The sequence below is a fragment of the Paraburkholderia sp. J7 genome (genome assembly GCF_905220155.1).
Classification (GTDB): domain Bacteria; phylum Pseudomonadota; class Gammaproteobacteria; order Burkholderiales; family Burkholderiaceae; genus Paraburkholderia.
This window is the reverse complement of record NZ_CAJMYZ010000009.1, coordinates 15,072-32,504: the sequence shown is the minus strand read 5'-3', so window position 1 is coordinate 32,504 and position 17,433 is coordinate 15,072. Positions and strand designations below refer to the sequence as shown.

Annotated in this window: 16 protein-coding genes; 12 read left to right on the top strand and 4 right to left on the bottom strand. The window is 64.8% G+C overall.

The features are described 5' to 3' along the window. The first annotated feature begins 65 nt into the window (after positions 1-65). Both U5A58_RS16195 and U5A58_RS16190 read left to right on the top strand, forming a co-directional pair. A complete protein-coding gene (locus U5A58_RS16195; protein WP_321945697.1) occupies positions 66-413 on the top strand; it encodes a hypothetical protein in 348 nt (115 codons plus the stop codon). A gap of 2 nt (positions 414-415) precedes the next feature. Next, positions 416-694, top strand: a complete 279-nt coding sequence (locus tag U5A58_RS16190; RefSeq protein ID WP_321962184.1) for a hypothetical protein — start codon at positions 416-418, stop codon at positions 692-694. A gap of 264 nt (positions 695-958) precedes the next feature. Here the strand turns inward: U5A58_RS16190 and U5A58_RS16185 are convergent, their stop codons facing one another. Both U5A58_RS16185 and U5A58_RS16180 read right to left on the bottom strand, forming a co-directional pair. Then, on the bottom strand, positions 959-2,299 hold the full coding sequence (locus tag U5A58_RS16185; protein ID WP_321962183.1) for an LLM class flavin-dependent oxidoreductase: 1,341 nt from the start codon (positions 2,297-2,299) through the stop codon (positions 959-961). A gap of 206 nt (positions 2,300-2,505) precedes the next feature. After that, on the bottom strand, positions 2,506-3,705 hold the full coding sequence (locus U5A58_RS16180; RefSeq protein WP_321962182.1) for an ABC transporter substrate-binding protein: 1,200 nt from the start codon (positions 3,703-3,705) through the stop codon (positions 2,506-2,508). Between the two features lie 305 nt (positions 3,706-4,010). Between U5A58_RS16180 and U5A58_RS16175 the strand changes: the two genes are divergently transcribed. From U5A58_RS16175 to U5A58_RS16160, 4 genes are read left to right on the top strand one after another with little or no spacing between them, the layout of a single operon-like run. After that, positions 4,011-5,189 carry an ABC transporter substrate-binding protein gene (locus U5A58_RS16175; RefSeq protein WP_321962181.1) on the top strand — a complete coding sequence of 393 codons (1,179 nt, stop codon included), beginning with the start codon at positions 4,011-4,013 and terminating at the stop codon, positions 5,187-5,189. A gap of 42 nt (positions 5,190-5,231) precedes the next feature. Further along, on the top strand, positions 5,232-7,055 hold the full coding sequence (locus tag U5A58_RS16170) for an ABC transporter permease (RefSeq protein ID WP_321962180.1): 1,824 nt from the start codon (positions 5,232-5,234) through the stop codon (positions 7,053-7,055). A gap of 13 nt (positions 7,056-7,068) precedes the next feature. Then, entirely contained in the window at positions 7,069-7,935 is an 867-nt protein-coding gene (locus tag U5A58_RS16165; RefSeq protein WP_321962179.1) for an ABC transporter ATP-binding protein, read from the top strand. Between the two features lie 53 nt (positions 7,936-7,988). Continuing rightward, positions 7,989-8,729: an ABC transporter ATP-binding protein gene (locus U5A58_RS16160; RefSeq protein WP_321962178.1), complete on the top strand. Its 741-nt coding sequence runs from the start codon at positions 7,989-7,991 to the stop codon at positions 8,727-8,729. 49 nt (positions 8,730-8,778) lie between these two features. On the opposite strand, the gene U5A58_RS16155 is transcribed toward U5A58_RS16160, so the two are convergent. Together U5A58_RS16155 and U5A58_RS16150 are read right to left on the bottom strand one after the other, a co-directional pair. Continuing rightward, entirely contained in the window at positions 8,779-10,305 is a 1,527-nt protein-coding gene (locus U5A58_RS16155; RefSeq protein WP_321962177.1) for an amidase, read from the bottom strand. Positions 10,306-10,334: 29 nt separating this feature from the next. Beyond that, positions 10,335-11,945, bottom strand: coding sequence for an ABC transporter substrate-binding protein (locus tag U5A58_RS16150; protein WP_321962176.1), 1,611 nt, complete (start codon positions 11,943-11,945; stop codon positions 10,335-10,337). A gap of 358 nt (positions 11,946-12,303) precedes the next feature. On the opposite strand from U5A58_RS16150, the gene U5A58_RS16145 reads away from it, so the two are divergent. The 6 genes from U5A58_RS16145 to U5A58_RS16120 all read left to right on the top strand — a co-directional run bounded on the left by U5A58_RS16145 (position 12,304) and on the right by U5A58_RS16120 (position 17,428). Next, complete coding sequence (locus tag U5A58_RS16145) at positions 12,304-12,492, top strand: hypothetical protein (protein WP_321962175.1); 189 nt, start codon at positions 12,304-12,306, stop codon at positions 12,490-12,492. A 174-nt stretch (positions 12,493-12,666) separates the two neighbouring features. Continuing rightward, positions 12,667-14,046, top strand: a complete 1,380-nt coding sequence (locus U5A58_RS16140) for an LLM class flavin-dependent oxidoreductase (RefSeq protein ID WP_321962362.1) — start codon at positions 12,667-12,669, stop codon at positions 14,044-14,046. A gap of 42 nt (positions 14,047-14,088) precedes the next feature. Then, entirely contained in the window at positions 14,089-14,634 is a 546-nt protein-coding gene (locus tag U5A58_RS16135; RefSeq protein ID WP_321962174.1) for a carboxymuconolactone decarboxylase family protein, read from the top strand. A gap of 42 nt (positions 14,635-14,676) precedes the next feature. Then, positions 14,677-15,918, top strand: a complete 1,242-nt coding sequence (locus U5A58_RS16130; protein ID WP_321911166.1) for an ABC transporter substrate-binding protein — start codon at positions 14,677-14,679, stop codon at positions 15,916-15,918. Further along, positions 15,915-16,685: an ABC transporter ATP-binding protein gene (locus U5A58_RS16125; protein WP_321962173.1), complete on the top strand. Its 771-nt coding sequence runs from the start codon at positions 15,915-15,917 to the stop codon at positions 16,683-16,685. The genes U5A58_RS16130 and U5A58_RS16125 overlap by 4 nt, the downstream gene beginning before the upstream one ends. Then, positions 16,682-17,428, top strand: a complete 747-nt coding sequence (locus tag U5A58_RS16120) for an ABC transporter ATP-binding protein (protein ID WP_321962172.1) — start codon at positions 16,682-16,684, stop codon at positions 17,426-17,428. The genes U5A58_RS16125 and U5A58_RS16120 overlap by 4 nt, the downstream gene beginning before the upstream one ends. The last annotated feature ends 5 nt before the right edge of the window (positions 17,429-17,433 follow it).

Sequence of the window (17,433 nt, the reverse complement as noted above, 5' to 3'; positions counted from 1 at the left end):
GACGCATACAAATTACTTACAATTTCAATTATAGTTGATTTATCAACTTGAAAGACGGAGGGGCGATGACGACCGAACAACAATTTGTCGGGACGCTGGAAGCGCGATTGCTGGATGTGCTAGCTGATGGAGCGCAACAGAGCGTCGCGCAGTTGGCGGCAGCCTCGGGTGTAGCTGGCCGGCGACTAACAAACGTGCTTAGGGCACTAGTGTTGAGCGGCGACGTGCATGTTTCGCAGCGCGACAGCCGAAGTGGCGAACGCCATTTCAAGCGTGGCCTGGCACCCGTCAAAGACCGGGCGCCACGCATGCAACAATCGACGGACACTGCAAAAAAGTCGCCCACGATGGACCCGGTCTACGCGGCCTTTCATGCGATGGCCGCCCTTGGACACCACCCTGAGCAATACTGATCATGAACTGCAAACCCAAAACTATTCACTGGGAGGACGTTGAACCTACACGTTCCTTCCTGAAGTATTCGATTCCTGCCAGGGATCTTTGTCTGGGCTTGGACGAATGGCCGCTGTTCCTCGAAACGAGCATGGGTAGCGGCAAGCCATTCGAGCGCATGCAGCGGCTGGAAGAGGGTACCCTGTACCGGCAGGGCAGAGATCTCGTCCTGCTTGTGCTTGACCGCAAAGTCCGGTCAGGTCGCTTTCGGGAGAAAGTCTTCTCGATGGTTGTTTCTTAACGAAGCAGGGTAAGCAATCTTTATATCACTCATCAGAGCAATACGCCTCACGGATCCTGGACCAGACCGTCAGCCTGAAGAGGAGCACAGGAGAGGGACGACCTCGCCGGACACTTTATTGCGCAATCGGCGCTTTTGGCGTACCGGTTTGTCGGGGTCAAGCGCGCCGTGCACACACTGGCTGGCCGCCCGTGCAGGCGAGACGCGATGCGCCCGGTTGCGGGTCGCGCGGCATCGGCAGGACACGGGGCACTCAGGCGAATCTCAGGTCGCCTCGCGCACCGGGAAAAATCGGTTGTCCGGACGCGGGAGGCCCAGATGTTCGCGCAGCGTCGTCCCTTCGTATTCGCGCCTGAAAATGCCGCGCCTCTGCAATTCGGGCACGACCTTCTGCGCGAAATCGTCGAGCCCGTCCGGCAGGTATGGAAACATGACGTTGAACCCGTCCGAGCCTTCCTCTACAAGCCACTGCTCCATTTCGTCGGCGATCATCTCCGGCGTGCCGGTCATCTGCAAGCCGGAGTAGCCGCCAACGCGTTGTGCAAGCTGGCGCACCGTCAGCCCTTCAGTTTGGGCCATTTCGATCACACGTTGCCGGGACGTGCGACTCGCATTGCTCTCAGGAATTTCGGGCAGCGGCCCATCGGGCTCCAGGCCCGAAACGTCATGGCCCAGTGCGATCGACAGCGATGCGATACCGCTGTCGTAATGCACGAACGAATCGAGGCGCTCGCGCTTCTCGCGCGCTTGCTCGAGCGAATCGCCTACCACGACGAACGCACCGGGGAGAATCTTCAGGTGATCACGCTGCCTGCCGAGCGCATCGAGTCGTCCTTTGACGTCGGCATAGAAGCGCTTGGCGGCGTCGAGCGACGACTGCGCCGTGAACACGGCTTCGGCCGTTTCGGCGGCCAGCTGGCGGCCGGCCTCCGACGAACCGGCCTGCACGACGACGGGCCAGCCCTGCACCGGGCGCGCGATATTCAGCGGGCCGCGCACGGAAAAATGTTCGCCCTTGTGGCCGAGGACGTGGAGCTTTTGCGGGTCAAAATACAGGCCACTTTCGGCATCGCGCACGAACGCGTCGTCAGCCCAGCTGTCCCATAGGCCCGTGACGACGTCGAAGAATTCGCGCGCGCGATGATAGCGGGCATCGTGCTCCACGTGCTCGTCGAGGCCGAAATTCAGGGCGGCGTCCGGATTCGAAGTGGTCACGAGATTCCATCCGGCGCGCCCGCCGCTCAAGTGATCGAGCGAGGCAAATCGGCGCGCGACGTGATAGGGCGCCTCGAACGTCGTCGAAGCGGTCGCGACGAGGCCGATGCGCTCGGTAACCATGGCGAGCGCGGACAGCAGCGTGAGCGGCTCGAACGACGTCACCGTGTGGCTGCGCTTGAGCGACTCGATCGGCATGTTCAGGACTGCAAGATGATCGGCCATGAAGAATGCGTCGAAGCGAGCGCGTTCGAGCGTCTGGATGCAGCGCCTCAGGTGCGTCAGGTTGAAGTTGGCGTCCGGCCACGCGTCCGGATGACGCCACGCGCCGGTATGCAGGCTGACTGGGCGCATGAAGGCACCGAGATGCAGTTGTCGTTGACGTTTCATGGTGGAGCGCCGAGGGCGTCATCGGGAAACAGGGAGCACCAACGATACGCCGGATCGGCGCATTGCGCTGGACGTCACATTGGGCCGCGTTCGGGTGCCGCCCAATTTCGCAGGCTTTTCACCTCGGCCCCGGGCGGCCCGAGGCTGTCCTGACGGCTGGATGCCAAAGCGGCGCACGGCATGCATCCACGCGCCGCCCTTTTTTGTTACTGCCTGACGGCAACGGTCTGCTGCACGGGCAACAACGCCCATTGATGCTCGCGCACCACGAGGTCGATGCTTTTCACGCCGTCGATACGGCGCGTATGCGGATCGAAGGTCGCCTTGCCGAATACCACGCTCGGCACGTCGTGCAGCTTCGGTAGCGCGTCGTGCACGCCCTGGCGTGTCGTGCCGCCCGCGCGCAGCGCATAGGCGGCGATGATGGCCGCGTCGTACGCGTAGGCGTTGAACGCGTCGGGGTCCCGATGATATTTTGCCTTGAAGCCCTGCACGAAGCGCTGAACCTCGGGGCGCGGGTCGCCGGGAAAGAAGCTCGTGTTCGTTGTCACCCCGTTCACGGCGTCGCCGCCCAGCTCGAGAAATTTCGGTGAATAGACGGAGCCCGCCGCGACCACCGGCAGGCCGATCCCGCTTTCGCGCGCCTGGCGCACGATCTGCGCGCCATCGGCGTAATAAGCGATCAGCACGAGGGCATCCGGGTGCGTGTCCCGCACGCGAATGAGCGTTGCGCGAAAGTCCTTGTCAGTGGGCTGATAGCCTTCGGCGGCAATGACCTGCGCACCGCGTGCGTCGGCGGCCTTCACGAACACGTCCTTGCTGGCGCGCCCCCAGTCGGTGTTCTGATAGAGCACTGCCACGCGCTTGAAGCCCTGCTTCACGGCGAGGTCGGCGATGAGCGGCTGCGCGTCGGCCTGGCTGACCGATGGGCTCCAGATATAGTCGCCGCCCTTGGTGAAGTCAGGGTGCGAGTTCGTGAAGCCGAGCTGCACGAGGCCCGCGCGCTGATAGATCGGCGAGGCCGCCATGGAAGCCGGGCTCGAAAAATCGCCAAGCTCGATCAGGATGCGAGGATCGGAGACGAACTTCTGCGCGATGGTGACGGCCTGGCGCGGGTCGCTCTGGCTGTCCTCGAACACGTAGCGCAGCGGATGACCGTTGATGCCGCCTTGCGCGTTGATCTGGTCGAGCGCGAGATCGAAGCCCGCTTGCCATTGGGCGCCGTACTGCGCGTTCGGGCCCGTGAGCGGACCGCTCACCCCGAACCAGACGGGTTCGCCCGTCGCAGCCGCGGCTTGCGCGTTTGTGCCAAACGCGAGAAAGCCTGCGCCGCCTGGCGCGAGCACGAGCGCTACCGCGAGGCGGGCGAGCAGCTTGCGTCTTGCCTCACGAAATGATGTTGTCATGGCTGTGCTTCCTTTGTGGATTCGTTGAGTTCACGTGAATGGAAAGCGATTTCCTGTCGAGTCTCCAACGTGCCCACCGTCTGCACAACAAAGCGATTCAACTATCGATATGCGGCTCGCAAGAGCCCGGTTCCGCTTCGCGAAGTGCGCCGGGCGCGTCGTTCAACAGGCGTAAAGCGCATTTCAGCAATGCGAATAAGCATTTCACAGCCGCGCTTAAAAGCTTTGACACGAAACTTGGTTGGTCCGCCTCTTTGCCGCGTGATTAGATCTCGGCACATCAATCCGTTGTACGGGAACAGAGCATGGCAAACGGGGTAGGCAAAGAGGGCGGCGCATTGGCGTCATTCAGGTGGCTGCGCGCGCTGGCGTGCTTCGGCGCGCTTGCGCTGCCGTGCGCGGCGCACGCCGCCGACCCATACTGGGTAGGCGTGAGCGGACCGCTCACGGGTCAGGACGCCCAGTACGGCGAGCAGTGGAAACGCGGCTTCGACCTCGCGCTCGATCAGATCAACGGCAGCGGCGGCATTCATGGCCACCCGCTGCAATACGACTTCGAAGACAGCCGCAGCGACCCACGCCAGGCCGTGGCCATCGCACAGAAGTTCGCGGGCGACAGCCGCATCCTGCTGGAACTGGGCGACCTCTCGAGCGGCGCTTCGATGGCGGCTTCGCCCGTCTATCAGCGCGCGGGGCTCGTGCAGTTCGGCTTCACGAACTCGCATCCCGACTTCACCAAGGGCGGCGACTATATGTGGAGCACGGCGATCAGCCAGGCGGAGGAGCAGCCGATGCTCGCGAAATACGTAACCGGCGGCCTTGGTTTCAGGAAGATCGCCGTGCTTTATCTGAATAGCGATTGGGGCCGCACCAGCGAGGACATCTTTGCGAAGGCCGCGCGTGCACACGGCGCGCAGATCGTGGCCGCCGAAGGTTACCCGCCCGACGAAAAGGATTTCCGCGCAACACTCACCCGCGTGCGCAGCGCCAACCCCGATTCGATCGTGCTGATCTCCTACTACTCGGACGGCGCGCAGATCGTGCGCCAGGCGCGCACCGCGGGTGTCACGCTGCCCATTGCCGCCGTCGGATCGGTGTATTCGCCGAAGTTTCTCGAACTCGGCGGGAACACCGTAAACGGCGTCTATACCGAGTCGAACTTCTTTCCCGGCGATCCGCGCCCCGAGGTGCAGAGCTTCGTGCAGCGTTATCGCGCGAAGTACGGCGCCGATCCCGACACGTTCGCCGCGCGCGCCTACGACGCGATGATCCTCGCGGGTGAATTGTTGCGCCGCTACGGCGCGACGCGCGCCGCTGTGCATGACGGCCTCGCGCAAATCGACGATGTGCCGAGCGTGATCTTCGGGCGCTTTCGCTTCGACCCGCAAACGCGCCGCGTGGCGGGCGCGAAGAATCAGGATCTCGTCGTCAAGGACGGCAAGTTCGCGCGCTGGGACGGCGCGAGCGCGCTGCGCGCGCAGTAGGCGCCGTGTTTTTCGCACTTCCCATACGGAACCTCCGCGACCATGAGCGCATGGCTTGACTACACCCTCAACGGCCTGATCGTCGGCAACATCTATGCGTTGCTGGCGGTTGGGCTGGCGCTGATCTTCGGCGTCTCGCACCTCATCAACTTCGCGCACGGTTCCGTGTATATGGTCGGCGCGTTCATCGGCTGGCTGTGTCTCACGCGGCTCGGCCTGCCGTTGCCGCTCGCGCTCATTGCCACCGTGGCGGGATGCGCGCTGCTCGGCATGGCGATCGAGCGCATCGGTTTGCGTCCGCTGCAAGGGGCCGCGCGCATCGCACCGCTGCTCGCCACCATCGGCATCAGCTTCGTGCTCGATCAGCTCGCGCAGCTCGCCTTCGGGCCCGATCCGCGTCCCGTGCCGTCGCCGCTGCCGAACTGGACGCTCGCGATCGGCGGGGCCACGCTGGGCTCGCTTGACGTGCTGATCGCGGCGATCGGCATCGGTGCAGCCGGCGTGCTCTACGCCTTCCTGCGCTTCAGCCGCCTTGGCTGGGCCGTGCGAGCGACGGCCCAGGACCGCGACGCCGCGCAGCAGATGGGTGTCGACGTCAACGCGGTCAACCGTGCGGTGTTCGCCATCGCGTGCGGCCTCGGCGGACTGAGCGGGCTGCTCGTCGGCATGTACTACAACAGCATCGACCCGGCGATGGGCTTCCAGGCCACGCTCAAAGGCGTCGTGGCGCTGCTGATCGGCGGGCTCGGCAATGTGCCGGGCGCGATCGCGGGCAGCCTCATTCTCGGGCTCGTGGAGAGCTATGGCGTGGCGCTCTTTGGCACGAGCTATCGCGATCTGTTTGCGTTCGTGCTGCTGCTGGCGTTTCTGGTGTGGCGTCCCAACGGCTTGTTCAGCGCAAACCGGCGCTTGCCGCCGGAGCCGCTCACGGGCACCTTTGTTTCGAATCGGCGGGCGCTGAGCGTGCCGAGGCCCGCGATCGCCGCCCTGATCGTGATCGCGGCCGCGCTGCCGTTCGTGGTCGCTTCGCCGTATGTGCTGCAAACGCTCACGAACGCATGGATTTATGGCCTGCTCGCGCTGAGTCTCACGCTCGTGGCGGGCACCGTGGGGCAGATCTCGCTGGGCCACGCGGCGCTGCTGTTGATCGGCGCCTATGCCTCGGCGCTGCTCAGCGCCCATTTCGGATGGACGCCCGCGTTGACCATTGTGCTGGCAGGATTGCTGACGGCGGCGCTCGGCACGCTGCTGGTCTATCCGTCGTTCCGCCTTCGCGGCCACTACGTTTCGATCGCAACGCTCGGCATTGGCGAAATCGTGGGACTGATCGTGCTCAATTGGGACAGTCTCACGCGCGGCCCGAGCGGGGTGTCGGGGATCGCGCCGCTCTCGCTTTTCGGCTGGACGCTCGAAGGCGCGCGCCAGGTTTACTGGTTCACGCTCACCGTTCTGATCGTGCTCGCGCTGCTGCAACTGCGGCTGCTGCGTTCGCATCTGGGCCGCACATGGCGCGCGGTGCGCGAAGACGACGTGGCCGCGCGTGCGTACGGCGTGCGTCCGAACCGCTACAAAGCCCTTGCGTTTGCGTGGGGCGGCTTCGCGGCGGGGATAGGCGGCGGCATTGCCGCGCACCTGTACAGCTATATCAACTACCAGACTTTCGATTCGCAGGTGTCGATTCTCGGCCTGACGATGGTGATCCTGGGCGGACTCGGAAACGTTGCGGGCGCACTGATCGGCGCGACGGCGCTCATTGGCCTGCCCGAGCTGTTCCGCTTCGCGGCGGAGTATCGAATGCTTGTGTACGGTGTCGTGCTTCTGTTGCTCGTGCGATTCAGGCCGCAGGGTCTGTTCGGTTCGGTCTGAAGGGGGATCTGCGATGTCCATCCATTCCACGGCGCAAGCCGAAATCCTCTTCGACGTGCGTAATGTCACGCGCCGGTTCGACGGACTGACCGCGGTTGCGGGCGTGAGCCTTTCCATTGCGCGAGGCGAATGCGTGAGCGTGATTGGCCCCAACGGCGCGGGCAAGTCCACGCTCTTCAACCTGCTCGCGGGCGCCGACATGCCCAACGAAGGCGTGATCCGCTTCGAAGGCGAGGATGTAACGGGCTATGCGCCCGAGCAGCTTGCCGCGCGCGGCCTCGCGCGCACGTTCCAGCACGGCCGCGTATTTGGCAACCTGAGCGTGCTCGACAACGTCCTGATGGGCGCGCATGCACGCCTTGACGCCGCGCGCAAAGGCTTGCCGGTTGCCGGGGCAGTGGTGGAATTGCTGCGCGCGTTGTTCCAGCCGCCCGCAGTGAGGCGAGAGGAGGCGGCGCTGCGCGCCGAAGCGCACGCCGTGATCGCGCGCTTTGGCGAGCGTCTCGCGCCGCGCGTCGATCAGCCCGCGCATAGCCTCTCCTATGCGAACCGGCGGCGCGTGGAGATCGCGCGCGCGTTGATGCTCGGTCCACGCATTCTGCTGCTCGATGAACCGACCGCCGGCATGAACGAATCCGAAACGGCCGAGATGCTCGCGCTGCTGCTCGATCTCAAGCGCGAAGGGCTGACCATTCTGCTCATCGAGCACAAACTCGAACTCGTGATGACGCTGTCCGACCGCGTGCTCGTGCTCGACGAGGGCCGCGTCATCGCAGCGGGCGCGCCGCACGAGGTGCGTCATGATCCGGCAGTGATCGAAGCCTATCTCGGTCATCGCCATGTCGGCGCCGACGATCTATCGCGTGCGGTGGGCCTATGAGCGAGGCGCACGTCATTCCACTTTTCAACGACGCTTCACGCGAACGCCGCGCCATGACCACGCCGCTTCTGAAACTCGAGCGCATCGACACGTTCTACGGCCAGAGTCAGGTCCATTTCGGCGTGACTGTCGAGGTGCCGCGCGGGGAGATCGTCTGCCTGCTAGGCGGCAACGCGAGTGGCAAATCGACGACCATGAAGGTGATTCTCGGCCTGCACAAGCCGCGCGCGGGCACGGTGAACTTCGACGGCGCGCCGCTCGACGGGCTCAGCACCGCACAGATCGTGCGCCGCGGGATCGCCTCCGTGCCGGAGGCGCGGCGGCTGTTCGGTGACATGAGCGTGCGCGAGAATCTGCTGATGGGCGCCTTCACGCGGCGCGACCGCGAAGGCATTGCCGAGGACTACGAACGCATGCTGACGTTGTTCCCACGTGTGAAGGAGCGGCTCAGCCAGCGCGCGGGCACGCTCTCCGGCGGCGAGCAGCAGATGCTGGCGATGGCGCGCGCGTTGATGAGCCGACCGAGGCTCGTGTGCATGGACGAGCCGACGATGGGACTGTCGCCGCTTTACGTCGACAAGGTGCTCGACCTGATCCGCACGGTCAACGCTCAGGGCGTGACGTTCTTCATGGTCGAGCAGAACGCGAGCCTCGCGTTGCAGATCGCGCATCGCGGCTACGTGCTGCAAACCGGGCGTGTGGTGCTCTCGGGCGAGGCTGGCGCGCTGCTCGCCGACGAGCGCATTCGTGACGCTTACCTGGGCGGCCCGCTCGCGGCGCAGACCGCCTCCTGAGCGCGCGGCCGGCGTGTCCGCCACTCGGCGCGACGTGCAGTCGTGCCGCTCATTCGCCCGAGCCATAGCCCGGCGGCGCCTGGAAGCCGCCATACGCATCTTCCAGCAGGCGTGCGAACGCGATCGGCGTGCGATCTTCCAGCCACGGTCCGACCGCCTGTGCGCCGATCGGCAGTCCGTCGTCGTCCAGGCCCAGCGGGAAGCTCGTCGCGGGCAGGCCCGGCAGCACCGGCAAGCCGGCCCAGTAGAAGAAGTCGCTAAAACGCAGCGTACGCACGCCGTCCGCGAACGTCACGGCGAACCCGCGCTGGTCCTTGGGTTCGCTGTGATCGTGGCGGAAAGCCGGCGTGGGGGCGACGGGCGTGACCACCACGTCGAACGCTTCGAAGAGCGCTTCCCATTGCGAGCGCAGCGCGAAACGGCGCTCGTTGGCGGCCAGCCAGTCGCGATGCGAGATCGAAGGCGCGCGCAGCGTGGCGGCTTCGTGGCTGTCGTCGTCGTGCGCGAGGGCGGCGAGGCGCGCTTGCGCAGTCTTGTCGGGCAACGGCTGCACCGCCGATGAACCGAGCAGCGTCCGGTACACCGTGTGCGAAGCGCGCAGATCGGGCAGCAGGCCATCGGGCAAATCGGCGGGGCGCTGGAATTTCACGCGCTGCGCGTTCAGGCGCTCGACTACTCGATCGACAACGAGCCGCTCCGAGGCGCTCGGCTCCACGCCTGGCCAGCGATCGATCACGAGCACGCGAAACTCGGCGAGCCGCGAGTGGCGCGGCGGCGGCAGCGTGACGCGCCAAGCCTTGTTCAACTCCGGGTCGCGGTTGAGCAGCAGGCCGAGCGCGAGATCGAGATCGGCGGCGGAGCGCGCCAGCGGCCCGGCCACGCCGAGATCGCGTGGTGCGTGACGGCCGGGCGGCAGGCCCGAGCCCCGCGTGGCGATGAGGCCATAGCTCGCCTTGTGCCCATAGACACCCGTGAAATGCGCCGGAATACGCACGGAGCCGCCAATATCCGAGCCGACTTCGAGCGCGACATAGCCCGCCGCGACGGCCGCCGCACCGCCGCCCGATGAGCCGCCAGGCGTACGCGCAAGGTCCCACGGATTACTGGTGTTGCCATAGACCGCGTTATAGCTCTGCAAATCGGTGAGCCCGAGCGGCACGTTGGTCTTGCCGATCACGACTGCGCCTGCCTCGCGCAACGCGGCGACCACCGCTGAATCGCGCTGCGCGCGGTTTTCAGTCAGTTCGGGCTTGCCGACCGTCGTGACGAGCCCTTCGGCATCGAACGATTCCTTCACGGTGATGGGTACGCCGAGCAGTGGCTTGCGCTCGCCGCGTGCGAGCGCGGCGTCCGCGGCACGGGCGTCGGCGCGGGCGCGTTCGTCGTCGCGCACGACGACCGCGTTGATCACGCCGTCGAAGCGGTCGATGCGCGCGAGGCTATGTTCGAGCAACTCGAGTGCGCTCACGCGGCCTTCGGAGAGCGCGCGGGCTTGTTCGCTCGCGCTTGCGAAGGCGAGCGCATCGAGCACGCTGGCAGTGTCGGTGTCGGTGTCGTGCAGGTTGGTGGTGCTCATGGTGTGGCTTTCCTTGTGGTCAGGTCGGCTCAGGCCGGTGCGATCCATGCGTCGGACAGGTCTCCGGCCGTGAGATCGATGCTGTTGTTGAGGTTGTGCACGCGACGGTTGTAAACCTGTACCGCCGAGGGCACGGTCACGAGCGGGAACACGGGCAAATCGCGGCCGACGATCTGCTGGATCTGCTTGAAGTTCGCCGCGCGCCGAGCGTCGTTCTGCTCGACGGCCGCTGCCTTGAAGAGCGCGTCGATCTCCTGATTCTGGTAATGCGACGCGTTGATCCAGATGAGCGGATGCGTCACGCCGTCGCCCCAATAGATGCGCTGCACGCCCACGGTCGGGTCGTAGAGGCGCCCGAGCCCGTTGATGTTGAGATCGAAGTCGCGTGCGGTATAAGCGCGGCGCAGATACGTGGGCAGATCGCCGTCGAGAATCGTCGCCCTGATGCCCACGCGAGACAGCGCCGCACGCAGGTATTCGGCGCTGCGCCGGAAATCGCTGCCCGTGATGTAGTTGATCTTCACCGTGAAGCGCTGGCCGTCCGCGCCACGTTTTTGACCGGCGGCGTCGAGCAGCGCATTGGCCTTTGCGACGTCGTACGGATAGGCGAAGGTGCTGTCGTCGTAGTAGTCGGCGAGCACGGGCGGCACCGGCGAATTGACGACCTGCGAACGGCCGTAGAACACGTGATCGCGCAGGAAGTTGCGATCGACCGCATGCGCGATGGCGCGGCGCACGTCAGCGTTCGCGAACACCGGATTGTCGAGATTGAATTCGAGGAACGCTGCATTGTTGAGGTACGCGTCATAGCTGTCGTCCACGCGCAGATGTGGCAGGCTCGCAAGCCGCGGCAAGTCGGCGAGCGCGACGTTGGTGGCGGCGTCGACTTCGCCCGTTTCGAGCGCCGCCGAAATCGCGCCTTGATCGGGCGTGATGCGATACACCACGTGGTCGAGATGCGGCGCGCCCTTGCGCCAGTAGTCGGGGTTGCGCTTGAGGCTGATGTACGTGCCGCGCACCCATTTGTCGAAAACGAACGGACCTGTGCCGACGGGCGCGAGCACGTTAGGGTTCGTCACGGGATCGCCTTCGCCGTAGCGGTGTTGCGGCACGATCGGCAGTTCGGCCGAAGCGAGCGCCTTGAGCAGATACGGCGTGGGCTTGTCGAGCACGAGTATGGCTGTCAGCGCGTCGGGCGTGTCCACGCGGGAGACGTTCGCCAGCGTGATGCGCCCGCGCGGGCCGAGGCGCTTTTGCGTGAGTACGGAAAAACGCACATCGTTCGATGTGAACGGCTGGCCGTCGTGCCAGCGCACGTCGGGACGCAGCGCAAACGTATAACGCAGGCCGTCGTCGCTCACCGACCAGCGCACCGCGAGCAGCGGCTGCGGACGGAACTGTGCGTCATAGCGCAGCAGTCCTTCGGAAATTTTCGCGCTGATGTTGCGGATCACCGTATTGGTGTCGAGCAGCGAGACGAGGCCGGGGGGCTCCTGCTGGACCGCGTAGGTGAGAGTGCCGCCCGCTGCAGGCGTGGGGGATGCGGCGGCCGTCTGTGCGCGCGCCGCGAGCGGCATGCCGGCTCCGCTCGCGAGCAGGCTCGCGGAAAGTTGCAGGAAAGCCCTGCGGTCGATACTCATCGTGCCTCCAGTGGTGGAAACGGGATTCGGCGCGCCTCGCGCGCCGCAATGCGTTCGTGCCAACGCGGGAACTAGTCGGGCTGCCGATAGCCTTTGCAGGTATCGTTGTGCAGGATCGCTGTACGGAATTCGTTGGCGTAAGGACAGCGGCCGGCAACGCTTTGCTGCGCGAAAATGCGCGGCTTATGAGGCCTGACCGAGCACGCCGAGCCATAGCTGCCCGATCAGTGGTACTCAAGACGTTACCTCCTGTATGCAGCCGCTGGCGCGAGGCGTATCACCGTGTGGCGCAAGCGTTCGCAGCCGCAGCGGTCCAGTTGGGGTTGAGAGCGCGCGTTTCACGTCAGGGCGAGCGCGCGTGTGGGGCGAGAGCCGCTCATTGCCGATTATGGTTTTCGCCTTGAACTACGGCCAATATCAATTCGAGATTTACATATCGGCCGCCGATAATACGAACATCGAATCAATTCCGGTTTCCGTCGTGCAGGTGAGCGACTTCAAGCCCGAAATCACCGTGCGGATCGTGCGTTCGCCTGCCATCGGCTAGATGGAGTCCGCGATGGCCGTGCTCGCACAGCGCATTGCGCAATGCTTCAAGACCATATTCGAAATCGTGTGCTGCTTTTGATGAAGGCCCCCATAAGGATATAAGAAGAGCAGCGTTCACCTGGCCATGAGCGAGCAATACAATCAGCCGTTTCACACGCCGTTCCCTGCTGCCATGCCCCGCCAGATCCGCTTGAACGCTTTCATGATGAATTGTGTCGGGCATCTTGCGCCCGGACAGTGGACCGGCCCCGCCGACAATTCAATCGGCTACCTCGATACCGACTACTGGGTCGACCTCGCGAAAGTGTTGGAGCGCGGACTCTTCGACGGGCTCTTCCTCGGCGACGTGACCGGCATCTACGACGTTTTCGGCGCAAGCCCTGCAGCCGCCGTGCGCACGGCCGCGCAGGTGCCGATGAACGACCCCGTTCCGCTCATTCCCCTGATGGCGCACGCCACGAAGTCGCTCGGCTTTGGCGTGACCGTCTCGGTCGCCTATGAAGCTCCCTACCTGCTTGCACGACGTTTCACGACACTCGATCACCTGACGAAAGGACGCGTAGCCTGGAACATCGTGACGTCGTATCTGCAAAGCGGTGCCCGCAGTCTTGGCGAGACGCAACTGCGCGCGCACGACGAACGCTACGATCGCGCCGACGAGTTCCTGGAAGTCTGCTACAAGCTGTGGGAGGGGAGTTGGGCAGACGGGGCCGTGAAGCGGGACGCGGCGCGAGGCATCTACGCCGACCCGCAACAGGTTCGCCCGATCGTGCACAAGGGCCGTTACTTCCAGAGCGAAGGCATTTTCCAGTGCGAGCCGTCGCCGCAGCGCACGCCGCTGCTGTTTCAGGCCGGCGGGTCCACACGCGGCACGCAGTTTGCCGCGAAGCACGCGGAATGCATCTTCGTTGGCGCGCCCACGCGCAACGGTCTTCGCAAATCGGTCCAGGCGATCCGCGCGGCGCTCGGAGAAGCGGGACGCGCGTCCGACAGCGCGTTGCTGTTTGCAATGTGCACTGTCATCGTCGACGAAACCGCGCAACGGGCACAGGCGCGTTACGAAGCCTACCGGCAACGTGCGAGCTACGAGGGCGCACTGGCGCTGCTTTCAGGCTGGACGGGAATCGATCTGTCGCGTTACAAGCCCGAGGATACGCTGCACTATGTCGATACGGATGCGGGCCAGTCCGCGCTCGCGTCGTTCAGCAAGCTCGATCCGGATCGCGAATGGACGGTGCGCGACGCGGTCGAGTTCGTGACGATCGGCGGACGCGGCGCCGTGATCGTCGGCGATGCCGCGCAGGTCGCGGACGAACTGCAGTCGCTGGTGGAGGAAACAGGCATCGACGGTTTCAATCTCGCGTGGGTCGAATCTCCGCGCACGTTCCACGATGTCGTGGATTACCTCGTGCCCGAACTGCAGCGGCGCGGCGCATACAAAACATCTTATGAAGAAGGCACGCTGCGCGAGAAGCTGCTCGGACAGGGTGCGCATCTCGAAGCGCCACACGCAGGCGCGCGCTTTCGCTTCGATTCCGGCGCGGCGCAGTGAGTACGAGCCCTTCATCCCCTTCCTTTAACAGTAGAACCCCCTATGCCCCGCGTCAGCGAACCCAATCCTTCCAATTTTTCCGCCGGACTGCGTGAACTCTTCGATGCATTCACCGGTAATGGCGCACATTTCGCCGATCAGTTCTCCGTACTTTCGCACGTCGCGCCCGCGGTCGAGCATTTGCCGCGCATGCTGCTTGAACTGAAAGCGCGAAATGCGGTGCCGTACCGGTACATCGAAATGGCGATCGTCGTGGTCTCGCTGCTGAACGACTGCGAGTACTGTGTGAGCAATCACGCACCGCGTCTCGCGATCGAAGGCGTGAGCGAGGCCGGTGCGCGCTCGTTGCTCGAGTATCGGAACCATCCGGAACTGGATGCCGTCGACAAGCTGGTGGTGGAATACGCGATCGCGGTGACCAACGCGCCGCAGCGCATTCGCGACCAGGTGTTCGAGCGTCTGCGCGAGCACTTCAGCGAGGCGCAGATCGTCGAACTGACCTTGCGCATCGCGCTGTGCGGCTTCTTCAACCGCTTCAACCAGGCGCTGCAGATCGGCGAAGACCCGACTGCCGTGCATCCGGCTTAACCGCTCCTTTTCACCGCTTTTCACCGCTTTTCACCGTTAGTCATGTCCGATTCCACCTTCGACCGCCGTGCCTTCCTGGGTGTGGCGAGTGCCGCGCTCGCCGCACTTGCCGCTCCGCGTCTCGCATTTTCACAGGACCGTGGTCCTGTCCGCATCGGGCTGCTCGCGCCACTTACCGGCGCGGGCGGCGCCTATGGCGAAGGCATGGTCAACGCCGCGAAAAAGGCCGCGGACTTCATCAACACTGAGGGCGGCGGTGTGCTGGGCGGCCGCAAGATCGAGATCCTCGTCGAAGACGACGAAAGCAATCCGACCGCGGGCGTTGCCGCCGCACGCAAGCTGCTCGACGTCTCGAAGGTCGTGGCGATCACAGGGGTGTGGAGCAGCGCGGTTGCGATGGCGATCAAGCCGCTCACTATCGAAAAGGGCGTGCCGCTGTTCGTGACCGGCTCCGGCGACGAAGTCACGCAAGGCGACAACAAGGGCCTCGTCTGGCGCTTCCAGGCGCGCGGCACCGACTGGGGCGCGGCATTCGCGCGCGCCGCGCTGAAAGACGGCGCGCATACGGCTTCGGTGCTCGCGTTGCAAACGCCGTTCACGCTGAGCATGGTGAATCCGTTCGTCGATACCTTCAAAAAGGGTGGCGGGAAGATTCTCGACGTGGTGTATTACAACCCGGATCAGGCTTCGTATCGCGCGGAAGTGGAGAAGGTGTTCGGCAAGAAGCCCGACGCCGTGTTCCTGCCGAGCTATCTGCCGGACCTCTCGGCGATCACGCGCGAAGTCTATCGCAGCGGCTTCAGCGACTCGCGTATCTATGCGAACTCGTCGGCGGCGGACGCGGAGGGCGCATTCATCAAGAACGTCGGCAAGAGCGTGGCCGAGGGCATTCATCACATTCAGTCGATTCCGAGCGCAAGCTCGACCGCGTACAAGACCTTCGCGCAGCGGGCGAGCATTCCGGCGAACACGCTCGCAATCTTTCCTTCCAACGTGTGGGACGAGATTTCGGTGCTGGCGCTCGCGATCGAACGCGCGGGCAGTGCCGACCCCGCCGTGTTCGCGAAGTTCATCTTGCCGGTCGTCAACGGCACGGGGCCGAATCCCAAAACGGTCGAGAATCCGGTCGATGGCCTCAAGGCGCTGCGCGCGAAGCAGGCGATCGCCTACAGCGGCGCGGGGTCGAGTTTCCGCTTCACGCCGACCGGCGATCAGCTCAACCGCGAGTACGGGCACTTCGTCATCAAGAACGGCGCGAATCAACTGGTCGACACGCTCGGATGAACGACGACATCGCGTTGAGCGCCGAGCATGTCAGCGTTGCTTTCGGTGGCGTGCACGCCCTCGACGGCGCATCGCTCGGTTTGCGGGCCGGCCAGATCACCGGGCTCGTTGGGCCGAACGGCGCGGGCAAGTCGAGTCTCTTCAATGTGCTCGCGGGCACGCTGCGACCGCAGCGCGGCACGGTGATGCTGCGCGGCCGCGACATCACACGGCTCGCGGTCCATGCGCGCGCGCATGCGGGCATCGGACGCACCTTTCAGCTGTCACGCGAACTGGATAGCCTCACGGTGCTCGAGAATCTGTTGCTCGCCGCGCCCGCACAGCGCGGCGAAAGTCTCGTGGGCGCAGTGTTCTCGCGTCGCAGCGTGCGGCGCGCCGAAGCGCTGGCCACGGAAGAGGCGCTGTCGCTGCTCGCGCGCGTACGTCTGACACACCTGGCCGACGAACCGGCGGGGGTCCTCTCGGGCGGTCAGAAGAAGCTGCTGGAGCTATGCCGCGCGCTGATGCTCGAACCGTCCATCCTGCTGCTCGACGAACCCGCCGCGGGCGTCAATCCTGCGCTCATCGGCGAACTCGGCGAGTTCATTGTGGATCTGCGCAATGAAGGCATGACGTTCGGCATCGTCGAACACAACATGGAACTGATGGCGGCGCTGTGCGATCACGTGTATGTGCTCGCGGAAGGCCGTGTGCTGACCCAGGGCACGTTCGATGCCGTCACCGCCGATGCGCGCGTGCAGGAAGCCTGGCTCGGAGCGCCGGCATGAGCGCGGCCCTGTCACTGCAGCGCCTGCATGCGGGATACGCCGGCAAGGACATTCTTCATGGCGTCGATATCGAGCTGGAGGCGGGCGGCGCGCTCACCGTCGTCGGGCCCAACGGCTCGGGCAAATCGACGCTGCTCAAGGCGGTGGTCGGGCTATTGCCGCTGTCGCGTGGATCGATCGCGCTGAGCGGCAAGCCTGTCGAAGCGTTGAATGCGCTCGCGCGATCGCGTCTCGGGCTCGCGTATGTGCCGCAGGAGCGCAATGTGTTCGCCAATCTCACCGTTGGCGACAACCTGCGGCTCGGCTGGGAGTTTCTGCATCCGCGCATGGAGATATCCGCACGGCGCGACCGGCTCGATTACGTTCTGCAACTCTTTCCCGAGATCCGCGACCGCCTTTCGGCGAGCGCCGGCTTGCTGAGCGGCGGGCAGCGCCAGATGGTGGCGATCGCGTCCGCGCTGATGCAGACCCCTTCGCTGCTGGTGCTGGACGAGCCCTCGGCGGGCCTCTCGCCACGCAACGCGGCACTTCTGTTCGAATCGATCGCGCGCATTCGCGCGACGGGCATCACGCTGCTGATGATCGAACAGAACGTGAAGCTCGGCCTCGCAGCAGCGGATCGCGGCCTCGTGCTCGTCGCGGGACAGGTTCGCCTGCTCGCGCCAGCGCAGGAACTGCTCGCCGATGACCGGCTGCATCGTCTTTACCTCGGCACGCAGCCCGGCGTGCCCGAGACTCTCTGATTGCC